The following is a 22876-nucleotide window of genomic DNA, read 5'->3' as shown; positions in this document are numbered from 1 at the left end:
TGGGGACGTATGGCCGCTCGCAGCCCCGCTCTACCCGCAGGAGCATCGTGGCAACTGGCCGAACTCACCGACCGGCGACCCGCAGCCGAGGGATTCCCGAGGCCACCGTCGCCCGGCTTCCGCTGTACCTCCGGGCGCTGAACGCACTGTCGGAGCGCTCGGTGCCCACGGTCTCCTCCGAGGAGCTGGCCGCGGCCGCCGGGGTCAACTCCGCCAAGCTGCGCAAGGACTTCTCCTACCTGGGTTCCTACGGGACCCGGGGTGTCGGCTACGACGTCGAGTACCTCGTCTACCAGATCTCCCGCGAGCTCGGTCTGACCCAGGACTGGCCGGTCGTCATCATCGGCATCGGCAACCTCGGCGCCGCCCTGGCCAACTACGGCGGCTTCGCCTCCCGCGGCTTCCGCGTGGCGGCCCTGATAGACGCCGATCCGGCGATGGCCGGCAAGCCGGTCGCCGGTATCCCGGTCCAGCACACCGACGACCTCGAGAAGATCATCAAGGACAACGGCGTCTCCATCGGAGTGATCGCCACTCCCGCGGGCGCCGCCCAGCAGGTCTGCGACCGGCTCGTGGCCGCCGGGATCACCTCCATCCTGAACTTCGCGCCGACCGTGCTGTCCGTCCCGGACGGCGTCGACGTGCGCAAGGTCGACCTCTCCATCGAGCTGCAGATCCTCGCCTTCCACGAGCAGCGCAAGGCCGGCGAGGAGACCGCCGCCGGTGACGGCGCGGCGCCCGCGGCCGCCCCCCGTGCGGACCGCGCCGCCCGTGCGGCCGCCGAGGACCGCGGACCGGCCGGCCAGGGACCCGACGGGGACGTACCCGCCGTGATGCCGGCATGAGCCTCCTCGTCGTAGGGCTGAGCCACCGCAGCGCCCCCGTGAGCGTGCTGGAGCGGGCCGCGCTGAGCGTGGACGCCCAGGTCAAGCTGCTCCAGGACACGGTCGCCGCCGAACCGGCCACCGAGGCCGCGGTGCTCGCCACCTGCAACCGCATCGAGCTGTACGCCGACGTCGACAAGTTCCACGCCGGTGTCGCCGAGCTGTCCACGCTGCTCGCGCAGCACAGCGGGGTCGGCCTGGAAGAGCTGACGCCGTACCTGTACGTGCACTACGAGGACCGGGCCGTCCACCACCTGTTCTCGGTGGCCTGCGGCCTGGACTCCATGGTCGTCGGCGAGGGCCAGATCCTCGGCCAGATGAAGGACGCGCTGGCCCGCGCCCAGGATCTGCACACCGCCGGACGTCTGCTGAACGACCTGTTCCAGCAGGCCCTGCGGGTCGGCAAGCGCGCCCACTCCGAGACCGGCATCGACCGCGCCGGACAGTCCCTGGTCACCTTCGGCCTGGAGCAGCTGGCCGCCGGCGGGGACGTGCGGGACTGGGCCGCGGGCCGCAGGGCGCTGGTCATCGGCGCCGGCTCGATGTCCTCGCTGGCCGCCGCCACCCTCGCGCGCGCCGGGGTCACCGAGATCGTCGTGGCCAACCGCACCTTCGACCGCGCCGAGCGGCTCGCCCAGATCCTCACCGAGGCCGACGACAACGCGGTGACCGCCCGTGCGGTACGGATGAACGCCGTGCCGGACGAGCTGACACGTGCCGACGTCGTCGTCTCCTGCACCGGCGCGACCGGGCTGGTCCTGACGGCCGACGCCGTCGCGGAGGCCGTCGAGGGCCGCACCGGGGCCCTTCTCGGGCCCGTCGAGGCGGAACCCTCGGCTCCGCTGCCGCCCACCAGCGTCGGCACCGAGGAGAACTGCCCGCTGGACCTGGCCGCCGTCCAGGGCGCGACCGGCTTCTCCGTGCACGGCGAGTCCGCCGTCGCCGGCATGGACGCCGCCACCCTGGAGCAGCACGCCGCCTGGGTCGCCGGCGGGACCGTCGACCGGCGCGAGACCCGCCGCGACCCCGCGGCCGACGCCGAGGCGGAGAGCGAGCTGATCACCGCGCTCGCCGCCGCCGTCGCCACCGTCGGACGCGTCCCCGAGCACCGCAGGCCCGAACCGGTCGCCGAGATCCCGCGTCCGGCACCGGCCGTGTTCCTCCTCGACCTCGCCATGCCCCGCGACATCGACGCGGCCGTGCACCGGCTGGCCGGGGTGCGCCTGGTGGACATCGAGTCCCTCGCCGACGCCTCGGCCGACGCGCCGATGGCCGCCGACGTGGACTTGGTCCGGCGTATCGTCTCCGACGAGGTCGCCGCCTTCGGCGCGGCCCAGCGGGCGGCGCACATCACGCCGACCGTGGTCGCCCTGCGCACCATGGCCGCCGATGTCGTCGCCACGGAGATCACCCGCCTCGACGGCCGGCTGCCCGACCTGGACGACCGCCAGCGCGGCGAGATCCGCCAGGCCGTGCACCGTGTCGTCGACAAGCTGCTGCACGCGCCGACCGTAAGGGTCAAGCAGCTCGCGGCCGAACCCGGCGGCGCCGGGTACGCGGACGCGCTGCGCACCCTCTTCGACCTCGACCCCGAGACGGTCGCCGCCGTCTCCCGGGCCGAGGACAGCACGGACAAGAAGGACCGACCCGCATGACTGAGAAGGCACTGCGACTGGGGACGAGGCGAAGCAAACTCGCCATGGCCCAGTCCGGTCAGGTGGCCGATGCCGTGAGCCGGGTGACCGGCCGGCCCGTCGAGCTGGTCGAGATCACCACGTACGGCGACGTGTCCCGCGAGGCGCTGGCGCAGATCGGCGGCACCGGCGTGTTCGTCACCGCGCTGCGTGACGCGCTGCTCAAGGGTGAGGTGGACTTCGCGGTTCATTCGCTGAAGGACCTGCCCACCACGCAGCCCGACGAGCTGGTCCTGGCCGCCGTACCGGTGCGCGAGGACCCGCGGGACGTGATCGTCGCGCGGGACGCCCTGAAGATCACGGACCTGGCGGCGTCCGCCCCGAACGGGGTGGCGCGCGTCGGCACCGGTTCGCCGCGCCGCATGGCGCAGCTGAACGCGTACGCGCGTGCCCACGGACTGGACATCGAGACCGTCCCGATCCGTGGCAACGTCGACACCCGCATCGGGTACGTCCACGACGGCGAGCTCGACGCGGTCGTGCTGGCCGCCGCCGGACTGAACCGGATCGGCCGGATCGACGAGGTCACCGACTTCCTGTCGGTCGACACGGTTCTGCCCGCCCCCGGCCAGGGGGCCCTGGCGATCGAGTGTGCCGCGGACCGTGCGGACCTGATCGCCGCCCTCGGCGTGCTCGACGACCCCTTCACCCGGGTCGCCGTCACCGCCGAGCGTTCACTGCTCGCCGCCCTGGAGGCCGGCTGCAGCGCCCCTGTGGGCGCGCTGGCCGACCTCCTGGCCGACGGGCAGATTGTCAAGGAAATGCGCCTGCGCGGCGTCGTCGGTACGACCGACGGCACCCGCATGGTGCAGCTGTCCACCACCGGTCCCGTGCCCCAGACGCATGAGCAGGCGATGGCTTTCGGTCGCGAACTCGCCACCGAGATGCTCGCCCAGGGCGCGGCCGGTCTGATGGGGGAGCGAGAACATTGAGCCCCGCCAACCTTCCCACCGGCCTGGAACACGGGCACGTCACCTTCCTGGGTGCCGGACCCGGGGATCCGGGGCTGCTGACTCTGCGCGCCGTGGAGGCGCTGTCGAACGCGGACGTTCTGGTCGCCGAGCACGAGGTGCTCGACGTGATCAGGACGCACGCGCGGCAGGGCGTCACCGTCGTGCCGACGGACGCGGTCGCTTCCTCGGATCCGCTTCCGGGCACGGGCACGCCTCAGCTCACGGTGGTTGACGGCACGTCAACAACCGTTGGGCTCCCGGCTGCTGCTCGGGATGCCGCTCATCTTGTCATGGAGGCCGCGCGCACCGGCAGGCGGGTCGTGCGTGCCGTGTCCGGCGATCCCGGGCTCGATTCGCACGCCGCCGAGGAGATGCTCGCCTGCGTCGCCGCGGGCGTGCGCTTCGAGGTCGTCCCCGGTGTCGCGGCCGCCGTCGGCGTGCCCGCGTACGCCGGTGTGCCGCTGCGCGACGCGCAGGGCGCGGACGTCCGCTTCGTGGACGCCCGCACCGCCACCAGCCGCTGCTGGACGGAGGTGGGCGCCTCGGACGGCACGGTCGTCGTCTCCACGACGCTGGACTCCGTCGCGGCCACCGCCGGCGAACTGGTGTCGGCCGGCCGCAAGCCGGACACCCCGATGACGGTCACCGTCGCCGGTACGACGACCCGCCAGCGCACCTGGACGGCGACGCTCGGCACCATCGCGCAGACGCTGAAGCAGGCGAAGGTGCTGCCGTCCCCGGACGGCGGCCGCCCGGTCATAGCCGTGGTCGGTGAGCGATCCGCCGCCGCCCAGCGCGACCAGCTGTCGTGGTTCGAGTCCAAGCCGCTGTTCGGCTGGCGGGTGCTCGTGCCGCGCACGAAGGAGCAGGCCGCGTCGCTCTCCGACCAGCTGCGCTCCTACGGCGCGGTGCCGCACGAGGTCCCGACGATCGCCGTCGAGCCGCCGCGCACGCCCCAGCAGATGGAGCGCGCGGTCAAGGGCCTGGTCACCGGCCGCTACGAGTGGATCGCGTTCACCTCGGTCAACGCGGTCAAGGCGGTCCGCGAGAAGTTCGAGGAGTACGGCCTCGACGCGCGTGCCTTCGCCGGCATCAAGGTCGCCGCGGTCGGCGAGCAGACCGCCAAGGCGCTGATCGACTTCGGTGTGAAGCCGGACCTGGTGCCGAGCGGTGAGCAGTCGGCCGCCGGTCTCCTGGAGGACTGGCCGCCCTACGACCCGGTCTTCGACCCGATCGACCGTGTCTTCCTGCCCCGCGCCGACATCGCCACCGAGACCCTGGTGGCCGGCCTGATCGAGCTGGGCTGGGAGGTCGACGACGTCACGGCCTACCGCACCGTGCGCGCCTCGCCGCCGCCGGCGGACACCCGTGAGGCGATCAAGGGCGGCGGCTTCGACGCGGTCCTGTTCACGTCGTCCTCCACCGTGCGGAACCTGGTCGGCATCGCCGGCAAGCCGCACAACGTGACCGTGATCGCCTGCATCGGTCCCGCCACGGCCAAGACGGCCGAGGAGCACGGGCTGCGTGTCGACGTCATGGCCCCGGAACCGTCGGTCCTGAAGCTGGCCGAGGCGCTGGCCGAGTTCGGCCTGCGGCGCCGGGCCGCCGCGCTGGAGGCCGGCGACCCGGTCACCCGGCCGAGCGAACGCCGGCCGGGGGCGCGCAGGCGTCGTACGACCACGTGAGTCACGCCCCGGCGTGAGGTGAGGCGGAGCGGTCCCGGTGCGGGGCGCTCCGCCTCTCTCTTTGCGGTCAGCGCGCGCGGGCGTACGCGAGGAAGCCGTGCCAGGCCTCCTGGGTGAGGGTGAGACGGGGGCCGTCCGGGTTCTTGGAGTCACGGACGCGGACGGTGGCGGGACCGGCCGCGACCTCGACGCAGTCGGGGCCGTCCGCGGTGCTGTGGCTGCTCTTCGTCCACTCCAGAGCGGTGCCGGCTCCGGAGACCTTCAGAGTCATGTGTTCTCTCCCAGTACTTTCGCGATGAAGGCCGACGACTCCTGCGGGCTGAGGGCCTGGGCCCGGATCACCCCGTAGCGGATGTCGAGGACCGTCGTCTCCTTGGGGTCGGTCATCACTCGGCTGCTCAGCGGAGCTTCGCTGAAGGCGACCGTGGCTCCGTTCCTCAGTCTGAGGAGCCGGAACGAACCGTCCGTTCCCGAGTTCTCCTCGCGGTCCAGGGGCAGGATCTGGAGATCCACGTTGCGCCTCCGCCCCAAGTCCAGCAGATGTTCGAGCTGTTGCCGCATCACCATCCTGCCCCCGATGGGTCTGCGCAGCGTCGATTCGCACTGTACGAAACTGAATACCTGGCATCCCGCCTGGGGCGCCAGGATCTCCTGGCGTGCGAGCCGGGCCGCGACCCGCTGCTCCACCTCTTCCTCGGCGAAAGCCGGCCTGCGCGCGCCGAACACCGCCCGCGCGTACGCCTCCGTCTGCAACAACCCGTGGACCACGGAGTTGTTGTACGCGCCCAGTTCGACGGCCTCCGCCTCCAGGCGTTTCAGGTCGCGGACCTTCTTCGGGTAGCGGGCCTCCGCCACGTCCTGCCGCATGGCGGCCACCCTGCCGCCCGCGGCCAGGACCCGGTCGGCCGCGTCCAGGTACTCCGCGCGCGGGATGCGCCGTCCCCGTTCCACGGAGGAGACCAGTTCCTCCCCGTATCCGACGGCCGCGCCGAACTCGGCCTGGGTGAGGCCGGCCGCCTCCCGCCACAGCTTCAGCTGCCGCCCGACCGCCCTGATCACGGCTCCGGCCTCGTCGTCCCGGGGTTCCGGGTTCCAGTCGCCCATGCTCGCCGCCCCTTCGCGCGCACTTCCTGTCCAACCCCGCCGGTGCCGTGCGGTCACCCCGTACAGCCCGGACGGATCCGGACGCGACCCGGACAACGGCTGTCTGCCCGGACCCTCCAGCTTCACACGTCACGCACGGACGGACACGCTGGGTGACATGGATCAGCGCATCGCTCCCGGGGTGCCCGCGCCGCCGGGCCTCTTCTCCGTGCCGCTCTCGGCCACCCGTCGCGGGGCCCGCCTCGCCCGGCTGCTCGCCACCGAGCAACTGCGCTCCTGGGAGCTGCCGTTGGACCCGGCCCGGCTCGTCGTGGCGGAACTCGCCGCGAACGCCGTGCTGCACGGCCGGGTGGCCGGGCGCGGCTTCCGGCTCACGCTGCGGCTCGACCCGCCGTCGGTGCTGCGGATCGAGGTCGCGGACACGCGGGGCGACCGGCTGCCCGTCCCTGCGCCTGCCGCCGAGGAGCCGGGCGAGTCCGGCTACGGGCTGCTGTTGGTGGGGGAGTTGGCCGATCGCTGGGGTGTGCGGTGCGGGCCGGTGCCGGGCAAGACGGTGTGGGCGGAGCTGCACGTTCCGCCCCGCCGGTGAGCCTTCCACCGGAGCCCGGAATCACGTGTCCCGGTGCGATGGGCCCCGGTGCCGCGGGACGTAAAAGACCAAAGAACCCGGGGTGAAAACCCACCGACCGACCAAACCCCGCGTGCATCACCCGGCCGGGTGAAACGGGCCGGAGTGGCTGGCGCGGCGGGGGCCGGTCCGTGCAGTCTCGCCCCGAGGGGACACTCCAACTCCCCTTGCCCACACATGCTTCGGCCCCCGCCGGGACGGCAATCCCAGTGCGAGGGCCTGACCATCGAGGAAGAAGAAGCTTCCCCATGGCTGAGAAAAAGCCTAACCCTGTCCGGCGCCCGAATCAGGGTGTTCGGCCGACGACCACCCACTCCGGTGTCGTCCACGTACGTGCGTGCCCGGCGAAGCGCTTCACCGTCGTCGGCAACCACCTCCTCCAGCACCGTGAGCTGTCGCTGATCGCCATCGGGCTGGCCTCCCACATCCTGTCGCTGCCGGACGGCGCGCCCGTCGACATCCGCAGCCTCGCCGAGCGTTTCCCCGAGGGCCGGGACCGGATCGCCTTCGCGTTGCGGGAGCTGGTGGCGCACGGCTACCTGGAGCGGGTGCGGGAGCACACGGAGACCGGGCGGATCGCCACGCGCACCTACGCCCACCACGCCCCGCTCGGCCCGCCCGGAAGCCTCACGTGCGACCGCGGCGCGGCGCCGCGCCCCGCTTCGGGCGGCCGCGGCACCCAGCGGGAGGACGACAGGGACGGCCTCCGGACGCCACGCCCACCCGCGCCGCCCGCGCCGCCCGCGCCGCCCGAGTCAGCCGCGTCGCCCGAGCCGCCGGCCATGGAGCCCGCGTCGCCCGCGCTGCCTGCCGGTCCCGCGTCGGTGACCGGGCCTGCGGCACCCGCGTCGGTGACCGGGCTTGCGGCACCCGCGTCGGCACTGGTGCCTGCGTTACCCGCGTCGTCCCCGGTGCCTGCCGCGCCCGCGTTGCCCGCGTCGTCCCCGGTGCCTGCCGCGCCCGCGTCGCTCACCGCACCGGAGCCGGACGCCCCGCCGGGAGCGGCGGACGCTCCCGGTCCGCGTCACGAGAAGGCCGTCGCCCTGCTGGCCGGCCTGCGCCGCACGGACCACCGGCTCACCCTCTCCCGCAGGGACGTGCACCGGCTCGCGCCCGCCGTCACCGCCTGGTTCGACGTCGGCGTCACGGCCGCCACGGTCCACCACACCCTCACCGCCGACCTTCCCCTGACCATGAAGAGCCCGGCCGGAGTCCTCGCCTACCGCCTCCAGGAGCAGCTTCCGCCGCCCCTGCCCCCACGGCAGGCACCCGCCCCGTCCGCCACCGCAGGTGCCCCGGTGCGCCCGCACCCCTTCCAGACCTGCGACGGCTGCGAACGCGCCTTCCGCGCCTCTCACCCCGGACACTGCCGCGACTGCCGGCCCGCACCCCCCGGCGACGCCGTGACCGGCCGCGCGGCCTGAGCCGGGCCCCGGACGATCTTCGATCCGGGCGCCCGCCGGGCCCCTTCCCGGTCCGACAGCGCGTCGGCAAAGGCGGGGTGTGTGCGGGCGTAGCGTAGAAGTCATGACGAAGTACGGATCATTCCCCGGTACCCGTCCCCGGCGACTGCGCACCTCGCCCGTCATGCGGCGCATGGTCGCCGAGACGCGGCTGCACCCCGCCGACTTCATCCTCCCGGCGTTCGTCCGGGAAGGCGTGAGCGAGCCCGTGCCGATCGCGGCGATGCCCGGCGTCGTGCAGCACACCCGGGACAGCCTGAAGAAGGCCGCGCTGGAGGCCGTCGAGGCGGGTGTCTCCGGCATCATGCTGTTCGGCGTGCCCGAGGACGCGAAGAAGGACGGCCAGGGCACCGCCGGCACGGACCCCGACGGGATCCTCCAGGTCGCCCTGCGCGACGTGCGCGCCGAGGTGGGCGACGACCTGCTCGTCATGTCCGACCTGTGCCTGGACGAGTTCACCGACCACGGGCACTGCGGTGTGCTGGACGCCGAGGGCCGCGTCGACAACGACGCCACCCTGGAGCGGTACGCCGAGATGGCCCAGGTGCAGGCCGACGCCGGCGCCCATGTGGTCGGCCCGAGCGGCATGATGGACGGCCAGATCGGCGTCATCCGTGACGCGCTGGACCAGATCGGCCGCGAGGACGTGGCGATCCTCGCCTACACCGCGAAGTACTCCTCCGCCTTCTACGGCCCGTTCCGCGAGGCCGTCGGCTCCTCCCTCCAGGGCGACCGCAAGACCTACCAGCAGGACCCCGCCAACCTGCGCGAGTCCCTGCGGGAACTGGAGCAGGACCTCGCCGAGGGCGCCGACATGGTCATGGTCAAGCCGGCCGGGCCCTACCTCGACGTCCTCGCCCGGGTCGCGGACGCGGTGGACGTGCCCGTCGCCGCATACCAGATCTCCGGCGAGTACTCGATGATCGAGGCCGCCGCCGAGAAGGGCTGGATCGACCGCGACCGCGCGATCATCGAGACCCTGACCGGCATCAAGCGGGCCGGCGCGCGCAACATCCTCACCTACTGGGCCACCGAGGTGGCGCAGAAGCTGCGCTGAGGCGTTCCGGAGGACGGGGCTCCCGTCCTCCGGCCGCGTCCTCCCGGCCCCGCCTTCCCGCCCCCGCTTTTCTGCCCCGCCTTCCGGCCGCGGCGGCGGGTCCTCGCGGGGGTCAGTCCCACCAGAAGGACCAGCTCGTGGCGCCGACCAGGGTTTCCGCGTAGCCGCGCAGGCCGCCGGTGCCGTTCTGGGTGACGTTGTCCGGGCAGAACGCGAAGTGTTCCGCCGCGACCGCCTCCGCCTCCGCGAGGGTGGCCGGCGGGGCCGCGACCGACACGGTCATGATGTCGAAGCCGAGTCCCACCACGCGTACGCCGAAGCGGTCCTCCCAGGAACGCAGCACCGCGCACAGGCGTGCCACGTCGTTGTCGTGGTTCAGCGGGCCGCCCCAGCCGATCGCCGCCGGGATGTCGGCCGAACGGCGGGCGGGCACGAGGGCCAGGTGCGGTTCCCTGAACCACCCCGATGACGCGGAGACCAGTTCGTCCGCCGTCCGCGACGCCTGTTCCGCCGGGTCCGCGGTCAGGGCCCCGGCGGGGGCGAGGCCCGGCCACAGCGGCCCGAACGGCAGGAGTTCTTCGAGCAGTTCGTCGTCCGGCTCCTCGTCCGGGTCGTCGAACCCCCAGTGCTCCTCCAGTACCTCACCGGCGTCGTGGTCGCCCGGGTAGGACATCCGCTCCGGCGTCAGGTCCCAGGTGAGCGGGCCTCCTTGGGTGCCGCCGGTGTCCAGGAGCACCGGCAGCAGCCCGACCCGCGCGGCCGGCGCCCCCAGTGCCGTCCACCCGCCCGGAGCGGTCACCGCGTCCGCCTGCCACAGCAGCGGCTCGCGCCGGGTGGCGCCGTCGGAGAGGTCCGGGACCGTGCCGGGCGGCAGCCGGAGCCCCAGCGAACGGCCGCTGGGGTCGGTGGCCAGCCGGGGCAGGGGGTTGGGGAGAGTCGCCATGCCGGTGACTGTAGGAGCAGCCACTGACAACGGCGTTCTCAGGCGAGCGTGGTGACGCAGAACGGGTGCCCCGCGGGATCGACCAGGACCCGCCAGCGGTCGGGGTCGGGCTGGGCGTCGGGCCGTACCGCGCCCAGGGCCAGGGCCCGCTTCTCGGCGAGGTCGAGGTCGTCCACGCCCAGCTCCAGGTGGGCCTGCTTGCCGTGGGCGGGGTCCGGCCAGGTGGGCGGCCGGTGGTCGGCGATGCAGGTGAAGCCGAGACCGGGGCTGTCCTTCCGGCCGATCAGGGCGAAGTCGTCGGTGGAGAAGAGAACCGGGAGTTCGAGCAGTTCGCCGTAGAAACCGGCGAGTTCGGCGGGGTCGGCGCAGTCGAAGGTGACGGCGACGAAACGGAAGGCGGATGCGGAAGAGGTGTCCGTGCTCATGGGGGCGACGCTACGACCCGACCCGGACAGTTCCTGTCCTGGTCATGCACCGCGTGTGGAAAACTTCCGGCGTGATCAGCGCGTCGGCCCGCCTGCTGTCCCTGTTGTCCCTGCTGTCCGCCCGCCCGTCCTGGACCTGCGCGGAACTGGCCGAGCGGATGGAGGTCACCGGCCGCACGGTGCGCCGGGACGTCGCCAAGCTCCGGGACCTCGGCTACGTCGTGGACTCCGAGCCCGGACCGTGGGGCGGATACAGCCTGCGCGCCGGCTCCCGGGTGCCGCCGCTGGTCCTCGACGACGAGGAGGCGCTCGCCGTGGCCGTCGGGCTGCGGACGGCGGCACTGAGCGGCGCGATCGGCGGCGACCAGGCCGCGCTCTCCGCGCTGCTGAAGCTCCGCCAGGTGCTGCCGCAGCGGATCGTCGACCACCTGGGGGAGTGGGACGAGGTCTTCGTACGGCTGCCAGGCCCCGCGGGACCCCGGATCAGGCCCGGCCTCCTGCTGGAGATCGCCGCCGCCTGCCGTCGCGGCGAGCGCGCCCGGCTGTCGTACACCGACGGGCAGGGGAAGGCCTCCGTCCGGGAGATCGACCCCTACCGCCTCGTGCACACCGGGCGGAACTGGTACGTCGTGGCGCGGGACGTGGAGCGTGAGCAGTGGCGGACGTTCCGCGCCGACCGGGTCGACCGGCTGCGGCCCACCGGACACCGGGTGGAGATCACCGACCCGCCGGACGCGGCGCTCCTCGTCTCCCGGAACATCGCCAACGGCCCGTTCCCGCTGTGCGCGACCGTCCGGCTGCCCGTGCCGATGCAGGAGGCGCTGCGCCTCGTCCCGGCCACCGTCGGCACGCACCGCCCCGACGGACCCGACGCGACGATCGTCGACATAGGCGGCACCGACGCGGACGGCCTGGCCCGCTACCTCCTCCGCCTGGGCACTCCCTTGCGTGTCCTCGCCCCGGACACCGTCCGCCACGCCGTCGCCCACCGCGCCAGGGAACTCACGGAGGAGAACACGGGGGTCAGGGCCGCGCCGGCCGCCGGGGACCGCCCGTGACCTCGGGTGCGCGGGACCGCGGGGTCACCAGATGCCGTTCTCCAGTTCTTCCAGGGCCAGGTTCCACTGGGATTCCTCGTCGGCGAACGGGGTCGGGTCGAAGGCTCCCACCACGCGCCTGAAGCGCTCGGCGAGTTCCTCGGGGTCCACGTCGTTGTCGTGGTCGACTTCGAGCTTGCGGAACTCGACCAGGCTGAAGAGCAGTGATTCGAGATCGCGGTGCAGCGGAATGTAGTGCTCTTCGCTCTCCGGGAACGCGTAGACCTTCCCGGAGACCGGGTCGAGGGCGATCAGTGAGGTGAAGAAGATTCCCAGCAGCCACCAGTCACGGCTCTCCTCGGGGCAGGAGAAACCGTAGTGGTCGAAATGTCCGCCGATGACGGTCGGGTCGAATCCGGGCTCGTACGGGCTCTCCGGGTCCTCCTTCACCGTGAAGACCTCGGAATCCGGGAGACCCACCGAACCGAGCAGATCGAGCACGCGCGGGTCGGCGCCTTCGCCGGCCGAGGACCGGGGGTAATAGACCACGTGGGCAAGGCCGTAGGCGGCGAGCATGTCGGCGGGGGTCACCCGGGAACTCCTCATGAGTCCCGCTGTCTACCAGATCCCGTCGAGAACCTCGTCGAGAACCAGGCTCCACTGCGAGTTCTCGTCCTCGAACGGGGCGGTGTCGAACTCCGCAACGCGATCGCGGAGTTCCCCGGCGCACGACTCCAGCTCCGCCTCGTCGTCCCGGTCGTGCCGCAGGAATCGCTGGAAGAGGCACAAGGTCCGCACCAGCGACTCGACGTCACGGTGCAGCAGGCTGTAGGCGTCCAGAGGCTCGCCCTCACCGAACGCGTACACCTCACCGCTCTTCGGAGCCAGGGCGAGCACCGAGCCGGCGAAAACGGCCAGCACCAGCCAGCCGCGGCACTCCTCGGGTAGCTCCCCGTCCTCAGGGGAGAACCACGCGGCCAGGCCGACCGACTCGCTCTGTCCCACGCTCGCCCGGGACTTGAACCAGCGCGTGTCCGGAAGCCCCACCTGGCTCAGGAACAGCGCGGTACGCATGTCGAGGACGTTCTCCGGAGAGTCGTAGCGTGGGTAGAAGACGACTCCTCTGAGTCCGAACGATTCGATTACCTCGCCATGAGAGACGGCGAAGGTCATGTCAGTACCTCGGTCCTGCGTGAAGTGTCAGGCGGGAAAATGCGACGGGTCAACGGCCGTGGTGCGCTTTCAGTTCCAGTCGGTACGCCTTGTGCTCCTTGTCGCGGACGTGGCGTGGGAGCGACTGGTCGTAGCTGCTGGTGTGATGCACGGTCGTGGTGTCGGGGAACCGATGATTGAGCCAGCGGTCGCAGCTCGGCTTCTTCTGACAGGGTTGACGTTCGGTGAACACTTCGGAGAGCCCCTTCTGCGTCCCCCGGTGAAGCAGGGGATATCCGATGGAACGTTCCGAGTGCATTCCGTCCTCGCTGTACCCGACAAGTATGCTCGTCCCCCGGCCGTCGGGGTCGATGTATCGGCCGGCCGCGTAGTTGTTGCCGTCGTAGTCGTTTCTGGCGTACCGAGCGAGCTGCGTCGCCTTGCCGAGTTCGTCGGTATAGGGGTCGACCTTCGTCGAGACAACCTTATCGGGGTGCGTGTTGGGGACCTTGGTGTCCTCCTGATGACGCCGGGTCTGCGGCCTCCACGCCCGGCCGTCCGCGTCAAGAACGCCGTGCAGCCGGTTCCGGTCCGTCTCGTCGAGATCGTGAAGGCCGCCGTCGGTGTGCAGACGCCGAACGTCTCCGTCCGTGCTGAGAAGGTAGGTGCGTACGTCCTTGCCGTCGCCGTCCTTCTCCGTTTTGACCCGCTTGGCGGCCTGGCCCACCTCGTCGTCCGTGTCCCGGTGCTTGCGGGAGACCGCCTTGGTGCGGTCCGGGACCACTTCCGCGAGGTGGTGGCCGATCTTGTCGACGGCCTTCGCGCAGCCGTGCAGGCCGCCCTCCAGGATCGAGTCGAAGGTCTGGGTGAAGGGGTCCTTGCCGTGGGTGCGGCCGAAGGCGCCCTTGGCCCGGCCGAGCGCGGCGGAGCTGTTCAGGTGGAGTTCGTTGCCGTGGAAGGAGAGCTTGCCCGCGCCGCTCTCGAACTCCTCGTGGTCGATGTGGAGGTCGCCCATGGCTCCGCTCCCGGAGGCGGAGGCCAGCTGCATGCCGCCCGCGCCGCCCGCCGACGCCAGCCGCATGCCCCCGGGTCCTGTCCCGGAGTCGGGCGGCAGGGAGAAGGCGCCCTCCGCCAGGTTGAGGACCATGTCCTCGACCATCGCCTCCAGCTTGGCGTTGACCGGCTCGCTGACCCGGGCGATCAGCTCGTCCACGATCCGGTCCACGGCCTCGTCGATGAGGCGTTTCACGACCTGGCGCAACGCGGTGACCTCGGCCGCCCCGAAGAGCGCGGACAGGCCGCCGGTGAAGACCGCGAGGGCCGCCGACGCGCCGATCGACCCCGCCATCACGGCGAGTTCGGCCTCGGCCTTGGTCTTCATGCCGAAGACGATGTCCGCGATGATGTCGCACGCGTCGGCGAACAGCCGGGCCAGCTCGGGGACTTTGTCCAGGTGGCCGGCCTTGACCTGCGACCAGTGCTTCTCCATCGAGTCGACGGCCCACCCGTGAGAGGTGCTGAGGACGCGCTCCACCGCCTTGTGGGCGTCGGCGCCATGGCCCTCGAACTTGTCGGCGAAGTCCCGCATGGCCGTGGCCATTTCGCGGTAGTCGTCCTCGTCGACGTTCGGGAAGTTGATGCCGATGAAGTCCAGTACGTCGTCCAGCCAGCCCGGCAGCGTGTAACCCATGCCCGCGACGCCCCTCACCGTGTGATCGTCGTACGAGTACGAAAACCCTAACCGGAGAACGGGCTTCCAACGCAAGGGTGTTCGGGCTCCATGGCGCGGTTGTGACAACCCGCACAGCACAACAACACGGTGAAGAAGCCGAGTTCAGCGTGGTGCGAGAGCCGTCAGCGTCTCGTCCGTACCCACCAGCAGCACCCCGGAGCCGGTCAGCGCCAGCGAGCGCACCGGTGGCCCGGGAGCGAAGGTCCGGGCCGGCTCCTCCCCGTCCAGGCCGTGGAGTTCCACGGTGCCGTCGGCCCAGGCGACGGCCAGCGACAGCCCCCGCCCCGTCGCCGCGGCGGCGAGGGCCGTGACCGGACACGGCCGCGCGCGGAGCGGGGTCTCCATCGGCTCGGCCGAGGGCCCCCAGGACCGCACGGTGCCGTCCAGACCCCCGCTGTACAGCAGCGGCACGCCCGGACCGTCCCCGGACACCGGCAGATCCAGCGCCGCCAGCGCGCTCACCGGGCCCTCGTGCAGGGCGGCGGTGCGCGGGCCGCTGTCGCCGGGGAGGAAGGCGTGGGCCCGCCCCGACGCGTCGGCGACCGCGAGGAACGTGCCGCTCGCCGCCGTCACGGTGCCGGGGTGATCCTTCAGGTGCGCGTTCACGTCGTCCACCAGGCGCTCCAGCGGCGTGGGTCCGTCGTCCAGCAGCGCCGCGAGGCCCGTGGCCGCCGGCGCGCCCGGCCGCAGGTGCAGCGTGCCGTCGCCGTCCAGCCCGAGAACCGATCCGTCCGCCCAGACGGCGAGCCCGCGCGGCCGGTGGAGCGTCTGCGCCAGGCGTCCCACCGGCGCGGCGTCCGCCTCGGCGACGACACGGACCGTGCCCCGGTCGTCGGCGGCCAGCAGCTTCCCGGCCAGTTCGCCGCGCCCCGCCGCCAGCGCGAGGGCCGGACCCGGCCACGGCGGGCGCACGTCGCCGCGCACCCGGCGCCACACCACCCGCCACGCGGCGGACCCGGCCAGGGACGCCAGGGTTCGCGGATGGCGCGGATCGGTGTCGTCGCCCAGGGCCGCGTGCAGGACGACGGCCCGCTCGGCGGGCGCCTCGGTGTGCGTCAGCGCCGGACCGGCCCGCAGCCAGGCCGCCCGCAGTCCGCCGTGGCCGTCGCCGGACCGCTCGAAGAGCCGGGTCACCCGCCACGGATCGGCGGCGCACAGGGCGCCCGGATCGTCCAGGTCCGGCGCCGCGGGCGCGGCTGCCGCCGCGCTCCCGGGCGCCGTCGCGCCGCCGCTCGCCCCTGGCCCCTCGGTCACCGCCGTGCCGCCGGTTGCCACCGGACCCCCGGTCGCCGCCGTGCCGCCGGTCGCCACCGGACCCCCGGGCGTCGGCGTGCTCCCGGGGGCCTCCTGGGGTCGGGTGGCCGCCCATGCCGCGTACCGCTCGGGGTCCGCCCACTGCGGATCGTCCAGGTCCATCACCGCCGCAGCCGCCCGCCGCAGCGCCGCAGCGGTGTCGGACCGCGTCTCCACCACCAGCCGTACGTGCTCCAACTCCAGCAGCGCGAGCACGAGTTCGGTGACGGCGTCCGGATCGTCGGCGGCGTGCAGGTCGGGCAGGACCAGAACCGTGCGCCGCCCGTCCGCCGCCAGCCGCGCCACCAGCTCACCCGGCGTGCGGGCCGCCACCAGCAACTGCCGTGCCAGTGTCCAGCCCGCCGTCAGCGCGCTCTCCCCGTCGAGCGGGACGAAACCGTGCACCCGGCGCTCCCCGCGCGTCCCCGGACGCGTCCCGTGCCCCACCAGCCAGGCCAGCAGGGTCGACTTGCCGCTCCCCGCGCCCCCGGTCACCAGGCAGAGCCTCGGCGCCCGCCGGTCGGCGAGCCAGGCCAGCAGCGCGGCCGCGGCCGGCTCGCGCCCCGCCGCGGGGCGCCCCCAGTTGTCGGCGCTGCCCTCGGTCACGGACGACTCCCCCCTGCCGCGTCAGCCGCGCCCGGCCTGCTCCGCCGCGAACGTGATCAGCTCCTTGAGTCCCTCCTCACGGGACTCCGCCGTAGCACCGTAGTCGAAGCTGTGCGTGAACTCCGCGTGGGGGAAGGTCGCTTGGAGCCACACGGCGCAGTAGTGGCCCGGCATCATGCAGGGCTCCAGCTCGCAGTACACGCGCCGCACCTGCTCCGGCGCGACGCCCTCGGCGCGCAGCCGGTGCCACACCAGTTCCTCGGGATGGGGCAGCCCCGGCCCCGTGGAGCCGGTGACGACCTGCTTCGCACCGGAGGAGTCGACGTACTCGAACGCCGAGGAGAACGGGAAGTTGAGCGTGTGCCGCACGTCGTCCAGCACCTTCGGCCACCAGCTCTCGCGCTCCGCGAAGGCCGCCGGGTCGATCCGCCGCAGCTCCGCGGTGAGTTCACGGAACGCGGCCGCGGCCACCGGGAGGCTGGTGGAGGCGGCGATCACCGGGAGCCGGCCGTCCAGCGCCGCCAGCGAGGCGTTGAACTCACGTACGCCGGAACTGACGAACACGTCGTCCTCGCCGATGTCCGGGAACACGGCCTGCACCGCGCCGTCCGGCCGTACGCACAGCGCGGCCAGCGGGTCGGTGCCGATGCGCGGCCAGTCCCTCTGCTCCTCGGGCACCGGCACACCGCGGTGTCCGCCGTCCATGCCGAGGGTGAGTCCGTCCGAGTCGCCCGCGGCCGTGAAATAGGGCGCCACACGCAGCGGAACCCCGGTGCCGGCGAGCGTCTCGCGAACGGCGTCCGGCAGCCGTACCCCGTAGGAGCCGGGGATCTGGAACCGGCGCATGCCCTGCGGGCCGAAGTGGTCCGCGGACGGGTCGGGAGCGCGCTCGGACATCGGGGTTCCTCTCGGTCGGCGGAGAGAAGGATCTCCCCACCGACCTTAAGGGTTCACCCGTCAGAGCTTCTCGGGCGTCCGGATGCCCAGCAGGCCCATGCCGCGGTGCAGGGTGCGGGCCGTCAGGTCGACCAGGAACAGGCGGTTCTCCATCTGCTCCGGCGTCTCCGCCTTCAGGACCGGGCACTGGTCGTAGAAGGTCGTCAGGTGCGAGGCCAGCTGGTACAGGTACGCGGCCAGCTTGTGCGGCTCGTGCGCGGCCGCGGCCTCCAGGACCGTCTCCGCGAACAGGTCCAGGTGCAGGCCCAGCGCCCGCTCCGCCGGGGCCAGCGCCAGCTCCGGGTGGGCGGCGGGACGGGCCTCGCCGGCCTTGCGGAGGATCGACTGGATCCGGGCGTACGCGTACTGGAGGTACACGGAGGTGTCGCCGTTCAGCGAGACCATCTGGTCCAGGTCGAACTTGTAGTCCCGGACCGCCGAGGTCGACAGGTCGGCGTACTTCACCGCGCCGATACCGACCCAGCGGCCGTTCTCGGTGATCTCCCGCTCGGTCAGGCCCACCTTCTCGGCCTTGTCCCGGACCACGGCCGTGGCCCGGTCGACGGCCTCGTCCAGCAGGTCCACCAGCCGGACCGTCTCGCCCTCACGCGTCTTGAACGGCTTGCCGTCCTTGCCGAGGACCGTACCGAAGGCCAGCTGGTGCGCCTTCACGTCGTCGTTCAGCCAGCCGGCCCGGCGCGCGGTCTCGAAGACCATCTTGAAGTGCAGGGCCTGCCGGGCGTCCACCACGTAGAGCAGGCTGGTGGCCTTCAGGTTGAAGACACGGTCGCGGATCGCGGACAGGTCGGTCGCCGCGTAGCCGAAGCCGCCGTCCGACTTCTGCACGATCAGCGGGACCGGGTTGCCGTCCGGGCCCTTGACGTCGTCGAAGAAGACGCACAGCGCGCCCTCTGAACGGACCGCGACACCGGACTCCTCCAGCAGCCGGCAGGTCTCCTGGAGCATGTCGTTGTAGCCGGACTCGCCGACCACGTCCGGGTCCCGGATCTCCATGTCCAGCTTGTCGAAGACCGAGTAGAAGTAGATCTTCGACTCGTCCACGAACTTCTGCCACATGGCCAGCGTCTCGGGGTCGCCCGCCTGGAGGTCGACCACCCGGCGCCGCGCCCGCGTCTTGAACTCCTCGTCGGAGTCGAAGACCGCGCGCGAGGCCTTGTACAGCCGGTTCAGGTTCGACATGGCCTCCTCACCGGAGACCTGGAGGTCGTCGCCCGCCTTGTGGTCCAGCTCGTGCGGGTGCTCGATCAGGTACTGGATGAGCATGCCGAACTGGGTGCCCCAGTCGCCGATGTGGTGCCGGCGGACCACGTTCTCGCCGGTGAACTCCAGCAGCTGCACGGCCGCGTCGCCGATGACCGCCGACCGCAGGTGGCCGACGTGCATCTCCTTCGCCACGTTCGGCTGGGCGTAGTCGATCACCGTGGTGCCGGGGTGCGCGGCGAGGGGCACGCCGAGGCGGCCCGACTCGTCCGTGTAGCGCGCGGCCAGGTTCTCGGTGATCGCCTTGTCCGAGACGGTGATGTTGAGGAAGCCGGGGCCGGAGACCTCGATGTCCTTGATCACGTCACCCGTCACCACCTGGGAGACGACCTGCGCCGCCAGCTCCCGCGGGTTCGCCTTCGCCTTCTTGGCGAGCGCCAGGATGCCGTTGGCCTGGTAGTCGGCCCGGTCGCTTCGTCGCAGCAGCGGGTCCGCTCCGGCGGCCTCCGGCAGGGTGGCCGAGAGGGCGGACGCGAGGTGCTGCTGGACGGAATCGCTGAGGGACGTGACCGAGGCCATAGGAGTGGGTGCCGTTCTCCTCGTGGGGATGGATAGACCCGCCCAGTATTCCACGGGCGGTAAAGCCGTTTTTTCGCGCGCGGGGGTGTCTGGGAGTATGGAGAGGCCAGTACTCGTATCCAGGTTTCCTGGGTTCAGACATCGCAGAGGACGTGCCGAACGTGGCTCAGAGCACCGAGACCACCGACTGGGTCTCCCGTTTCGCGGATGAGGTCATCGAGGAGTCGGAGCGCCGGGCCCCGGGCAAACCGGTCGTCGTCGCGTCCGGACTCTCCCCGTCGGGCCCGATCCACCTCGGCAACCTCCGCGAGGTCATGACCCCGCACCTGGTCGCCGACGAGATCCGCCGCCGCGGACACCAGGTCCGGCACCTGATCTCCTGGGACGACTACGACCGCTACCGCAAGGTGCCCAAGGGCATCGAGGGCGTCGACGAGTCCTGGGCCGGGCACATCGGCAAGCCGCTGACCTCCGTCCCGGCGCCCGAGGGCTCGGCGTACCCGAACTGGGCCGAGCACTTCAAGGCCGCGATGACCGCGTCGCTGGCCGAGCTGGGCGTGGAGTTCGACGGGATCAGCCAGACGGCCCAGTACACCTCCGGTGTCTACCGCGAGCAGATCCTGCACGCCATGAAGCACCGCGGTGACATCGACGCCATCCTCGACCAGTACCGCACCAAGAAGGCCCCGGCCAAGAAGCAGCAGCAGAAGGCCGTGGACGAGGCCGAGCTGGAGGCCGAGGAGGGCTCGGGCGCGGCGTCCGAGGACGACGGCAGCTCCGGCTCCGCCGGCTACTTCCCGTACAAGCCGTTCTGCGGCGGCTGCGGCAAGGACCTGACGACCGTCACGTCCTACGACGACGACACCACCGAGCTGTCGTACACCTGCAACGAGTGCGGCTTCACCGAGACCGTCCTGCTCAGCGAGTTCAACCGCGGCAAGCTGGTCTGGAAGGTCGACTGGCCGATGCGCTGGGCCTACGAGGGCGTGATCTTCGAGCCGAGCGGCGTCGACCACTCCTCGCCGGGCTCGTCGTTCCAGGTCGGCGGCCAGATCGTCGGCATCTTCGACGGCAAGCAGCCCATCGGCCCGATGTACGCCTTCGTCGGCATCTCCGGCATGGCGAAGATGTCGTCGTCCGCCGGCGGTGTGCCCACCCCGGGCGACGCGCTGAAGATCATGGAGCCGCAGATCCTGCGCTGGCTGTACTCCCGCCGCCGGCCCAACCAGTCCTTCAAGATCGCCTTCGACCAGGAGATCCAGCGGCTGTACGACGAGTGGGACAAGCTCGCCGCCAAGGTCGCCGACGGTTCCGCCCTGCCGGGTGACGTCGCCGCCTACACGCGCGCCGTCGGCACCGCCGCCGGTGACCTGCCGAAGACCACGCGCGCGCTGCCGTACCGCACCCTCGCCTCCGTCGCCGACATCACCGCCGGCCACGAGGACCAGGCCCTGCGCATCCTCTCCGAGCTCGACCCGGAGCAGCCGCTGTCCTCCCTGGAGGAGGCCCGCCCGCGCTACGACAAGGCCGAGGCGTGGATCAACACCCACGTCCCCGCCGACCAGCGCACCATCGTCCGCGACGAGCCGGACGCCGAGCTGCTGAAGTCCCTCGACGAGGCCTCCCGGCAGTCGCTCGGCCTGCTGCTCGACGGGCTCGCCGAGCACTGGTCCCTCGACGGACTGACCCACCTCGTCTACGGCGTCCCGAAGGTCCAGGCCGGCTTCTCCGCCGACGCGACCCCCAAGGAGCTGCCGCCGGAGATCAAGACGGCCCAGCGGACGTTCTTCGCCCTGCTGTACCACCTGCTCGTCGGGCGGGACACCGGGCCGCGCCTGCCCACGCTGCTGCTGGCCGTGGGCCAGGAGCGGGTGCGCACGCTGCTCGGCGCCTGACCTGAGCGACGACGACGGGGCGCCCGGTGCGACATGCACCGGGCGCCCCGTCGTCGTACGGCCCACCGTCCAGGGCCTTTCCTCCGGATCAGGCCGGGCCGGCCCTACAGCGCCTCACAGCGGGCCCGAGCGTGCCGGACCCCGCGACCCCGGCAAGGTCCGGAAAAACAGGACCTAGGCGATGTGCTCGTCCTCCAGCTCGGCCAGGTGGCGCTGCTGGAACTGGGCCGCGAGCTCCTTGAGCTCGCTGTTGTTCAGGGCGGTCCCGTACGTCGCCTGGATGTTGTCGCCGAGGACGCCCGCCGTGGGGTAGCTGCCGTCTATCGACTGGCGGAACACCTGGTAGAAGTCCTCGATGTCCGGCCCCGGCGTCCCGCCGCCCTCGCCCAGCTCACGGGTGCGGTTGCCGCTGACCGGGATGGGGAAGCTGCCGGTGTCCTCCGGGGAGGGCTGCTGGAACTGCTCCGCGGGCTGCTCCTCGTACCACTCCTCGTACTGCTCGTCGGGCACGTACTGCGGGTCCGCCGGCGGAGCGAAGCCCGGGTTGTAGCCGCCGTGGTAGTCGACCTCGCGGGGGGTCTGGAACCAGGGGCTCTGCTCCTCGTCCTCACCCTCGGGGCTCTGCGGCTGCTCGGTGCGCTGGGCCGGAATCCGGGGCTGCTGCCCGGCGGGTCCGGCGGCGGCCACGCCGGGTGCCATGGCTCCGGGGCCGGGAAGCGCCTGCGCCGCGGGCCCGGGGGCGGCCGCGGGGCCGGCGCCGGCCGGCACGCCGGCCGCGAGCGGCACGGCGGCCGTACCCGGCGCCTCCGTCGCACCCGGGGCCACGGCCGCGACCGGCTGGGGCTGGGGCGCCGGCGGCAGCAGGGCCGGCTCGATGCCCGCCGCCGCCAGACCGGCCGGGGCGGTGTCCGCCAGCGGCACGCCGTAACGGGCCAGCCGCAGCGGCATCAGCGACTCCACCGGGGCCTTGCGGCGCCACGCACGGCCGAAGCGGGCCTGGAGCCGCGCCTGGTAGACCAGCCGCTCCTGCTCCAGCCTGATGACCTGGTCGTAGGAGCGCAGCTCCCACAGCTTCATCCGGCGCCAGAGCAGGAACGTCGGGACCGGGGAGAGCAGCCAGCGGGTGAGCCGGACACCCTCCATGTGCTTGTCCGCCGTGATGTCCGCGATCCGGCCCACCGCGTGACGGGCCGCCTCGACCGCGACCACGAACAGCACCGGGATCACCGCGTGCATGCCCACACCCAGCGGGTCCGGCCAGGCGGCGGCGCCGTTGAAGGCGATCGTCGCCGCCGTCAGCAGCCAGGCCGTCTGGCGCAGCAGCGGGAAGGGGATGCGGATCCAGGTCAGCAGCAGATCCAGGGCGAGCAGGACACAGATGCCCGCGTCGATACCCACCGGGAACACATAGGCGAAGTTCCCGAAGCCCTTCTTGAGGGCCAGTGCGCGGACGGCCGCGTACGAACCGGCGAAGCCGATACCGGCGATGACCAGGGCGCCGGACACGACCACGCCGATGAGAACGCGGTGCATCCGGGTCAGCTGTGGCGTGGCCACTGGTACTTCCCTCCCCTGTTGCGTGTTGTTGC

General features: G+C 72.3%; 20 protein-coding genes. 9 read left to right on the top strand and 11 right to left on the bottom strand.

The annotated features are described in order from the left end of the window. The first annotated feature begins 47 nt into the window (after positions 1–47). The 4 genes from ACIPRD_RS05305 to ACIPRD_RS05290 are packed head-to-tail and all read left to right on the top strand — an operon-like array spanning position 48 to position 5216. Complete coding sequence (locus ACIPRD_RS05305; protein ID WP_356401178.1) at positions 48–845, top strand: redox-sensing transcriptional repressor Rex; 798 nt, start codon at positions 48–50, stop codon at positions 843–845. After that, on the top strand, positions 842–2539 hold the full coding sequence (locus ACIPRD_RS05300) for a glutamyl-tRNA reductase (RefSeq protein WP_356401176.1): 1698 nt from the start codon (positions 842–844) through the stop codon (positions 2537–2539). Before ACIPRD_RS05305 ends, ACIPRD_RS05300 begins: the two co-directional genes overlap by 4 nt. Beyond that, positions 2536–3510: a hydroxymethylbilane synthase gene (gene hemC / locus ACIPRD_RS05295; protein ID WP_356401174.1), complete on the top strand. Its 975-nt coding sequence runs from the start codon at positions 2536–2538 to the stop codon at positions 3508–3510. The genes ACIPRD_RS05300 and hemC overlap by 4 nt, the downstream gene beginning before the upstream one ends. Next, on the top strand, positions 3507–5216 hold the full coding sequence (locus ACIPRD_RS05290; protein ID WP_356401171.1) for a bifunctional uroporphyrinogen-III C-methyltransferase/uroporphyrinogen-III synthase: 1710 nt from the start codon (positions 3507–3509) through the stop codon (positions 5214–5216). Before hemC ends, ACIPRD_RS05290 begins: the two co-directional genes overlap by 4 nt. Positions 5217–5283: 67 nt before the next feature. Here ACIPRD_RS05290 and ACIPRD_RS05285 read toward each other — a convergent pair whose 3' ends face one another. After that, positions 5284–5487 (bottom strand): DUF397 domain-containing protein, encoded by a 204-nt coding sequence (locus ACIPRD_RS05285; RefSeq protein ID WP_401559948.1) that lies wholly within the window; start codon positions 5485–5487, stop codon positions 5284–5286. Then, positions 5484–6320 (bottom strand): helix-turn-helix domain-containing protein, encoded by an 837-nt coding sequence (locus tag ACIPRD_RS05280; protein WP_401559945.1) that lies wholly within the window; start codon positions 6318–6320, stop codon positions 5484–5486. Before ACIPRD_RS05280 ends, ACIPRD_RS05285 begins: the two co-directional genes overlap by 4 nt. 157 nt (positions 6321–6477) lie before the next feature. Between ACIPRD_RS05280 and ACIPRD_RS05275 the strand changes: the two genes are divergently transcribed. From ACIPRD_RS05275 to hemB, 3 genes are all read left to right on the top strand, one after another. Then, on the top strand, positions 6478–6909 hold the full coding sequence (locus ACIPRD_RS05275; protein ID WP_401559942.1) for an ATP-binding protein: 432 nt from the start codon (positions 6478–6480) through the stop codon (positions 6907–6909). Between the two features lie 287 nt (positions 6910–7196). After that, positions 7197–8372 carry a helix-turn-helix domain-containing protein gene (locus tag ACIPRD_RS05270; RefSeq protein ID WP_401559940.1) on the top strand — a complete coding sequence of 392 codons (1176 nt, stop codon included), beginning with the start codon at positions 7197–7199 and terminating at the stop codon, positions 8370–8372. Positions 8373–8475: 103 nt separating this feature from the next. Next, positions 8476–9468 carry a porphobilinogen synthase gene (gene hemB, locus ACIPRD_RS05265; RefSeq protein ID WP_356401162.1) on the top strand — a complete coding sequence of 331 codons (993 nt, stop codon included), beginning with the start codon at positions 8476–8478 and terminating at the stop codon, positions 9466–9468. 112 nt (positions 9469–9580) lie between these two features. Here hemB and ACIPRD_RS05260 read toward each other — a convergent pair whose 3' ends face one another. Beyond that, positions 9581–10411 (bottom strand): DUF4253 domain-containing protein, encoded by an 831-nt coding sequence (locus ACIPRD_RS05260; protein WP_401559937.1) that lies wholly within the window; start codon positions 10409–10411, stop codon positions 9581–9583. Between the two features lie 38 nt (positions 10412–10449). Beyond that, positions 10450–10836 carry a VOC family protein gene (locus ACIPRD_RS05255; RefSeq protein WP_401559935.1) on the bottom strand — a complete coding sequence of 129 codons (387 nt, stop codon included), beginning with the start codon at positions 10834–10836 and terminating at the stop codon, positions 10450–10452. Positions 10837–10907: 71 nt separating this feature from the next. On the opposite strand from ACIPRD_RS05255, the gene ACIPRD_RS05250 reads away from it, so the two are divergent. Continuing rightward, on the top strand, positions 10908–11894 hold the full coding sequence (locus ACIPRD_RS05250) for a YafY family protein (protein WP_356401156.1): 987 nt from the start codon (positions 10908–10910) through the stop codon (positions 11892–11894). 24 nt (positions 11895–11918) lie between these two features. Here ACIPRD_RS05250 and ACIPRD_RS05245 read toward each other — a convergent pair whose 3' ends face one another. From ACIPRD_RS05245 to argS, 6 genes are all read right to left on the bottom strand, one after another. Beyond that, positions 11919–12464, bottom strand: a complete 546-nt coding sequence (locus tag ACIPRD_RS05245) for an SUKH-4 family immunity protein (RefSeq protein ID WP_356401154.1) — start codon at positions 12462–12464, stop codon at positions 11919–11921. A 27-nt stretch (positions 12465–12491) separates the two neighbouring features. Continuing rightward, positions 12492–13046 (bottom strand): SUKH-4 family immunity protein, encoded by a 555-nt coding sequence (locus ACIPRD_RS05240; protein ID WP_356401152.1) that lies wholly within the window; start codon positions 13044–13046, stop codon positions 12492–12494. Between the two features lie 49 nt (positions 13047–13095). Continuing rightward, positions 13096–14733: a nucleic acid/nucleotide deaminase domain-containing protein gene (locus tag ACIPRD_RS05235; protein WP_401559931.1), complete on the bottom strand. Its 1638-nt coding sequence runs from the start codon at positions 14731–14733 to the stop codon at positions 13096–13098. Positions 14734–14859: 126 nt separating this feature from the next. Continuing rightward, on the bottom strand, positions 14860–16656 hold the full coding sequence (locus tag ACIPRD_RS05230) for a WD40 repeat domain-containing protein (RefSeq protein WP_401559928.1): 1797 nt from the start codon (positions 16654–16656) through the stop codon (positions 14860–14862). Between the two features lie 21 nt (positions 16657–16677). After that, entirely contained in the window at positions 16678–17553 is an 876-nt protein-coding gene (locus tag ACIPRD_RS05225; RefSeq protein WP_401559926.1) for a nucleic acid/nucleotide deaminase domain-containing protein, read from the bottom strand. 60 nt (positions 17554–17613) lie between these two features. Continuing rightward, positions 17614–19392 (bottom strand): arginine--tRNA ligase, encoded by a 1779-nt coding sequence (gene argS / locus ACIPRD_RS05220; RefSeq protein ID WP_356401146.1) that lies wholly within the window; start codon positions 19390–19392, stop codon positions 17614–17616. Between the two features lie 152 nt (positions 19393–19544). Here argS and lysS point away from each other — a divergent pair, with 152 nt between their 5' ends. Next, entirely contained in the window at positions 19545–21287 is a 1743-nt protein-coding gene (lysS, locus tag ACIPRD_RS05215) for a lysine--tRNA ligase (protein ID WP_401559923.1), read from the top strand. Between the two features lie 174 nt (positions 21288–21461). Here the strand turns inward: lysS and ACIPRD_RS05210 are convergent, their stop codons facing one another. After that, positions 21462–22820 (bottom strand): DUF2637 domain-containing protein, encoded by a 1359-nt coding sequence (locus ACIPRD_RS05210; RefSeq protein ID WP_401560064.1) that lies wholly within the window; start codon positions 22818–22820, stop codon positions 21462–21464. Positions 22821–22876: the final 56 nt, after the last annotated feature.

It is taken from the genome of Streptomyces sp. NPDC090108 (assembly GCF_044747185.1).
Lineage (GTDB): Bacteria > Actinomycetota > Actinomycetes > Streptomycetales > Streptomycetaceae > Streptomyces.
The sequence above is the reverse complement of the archived record's forward strand: the minus strand, read 5'-3'. Positions and strand labels throughout refer to the sequence as shown.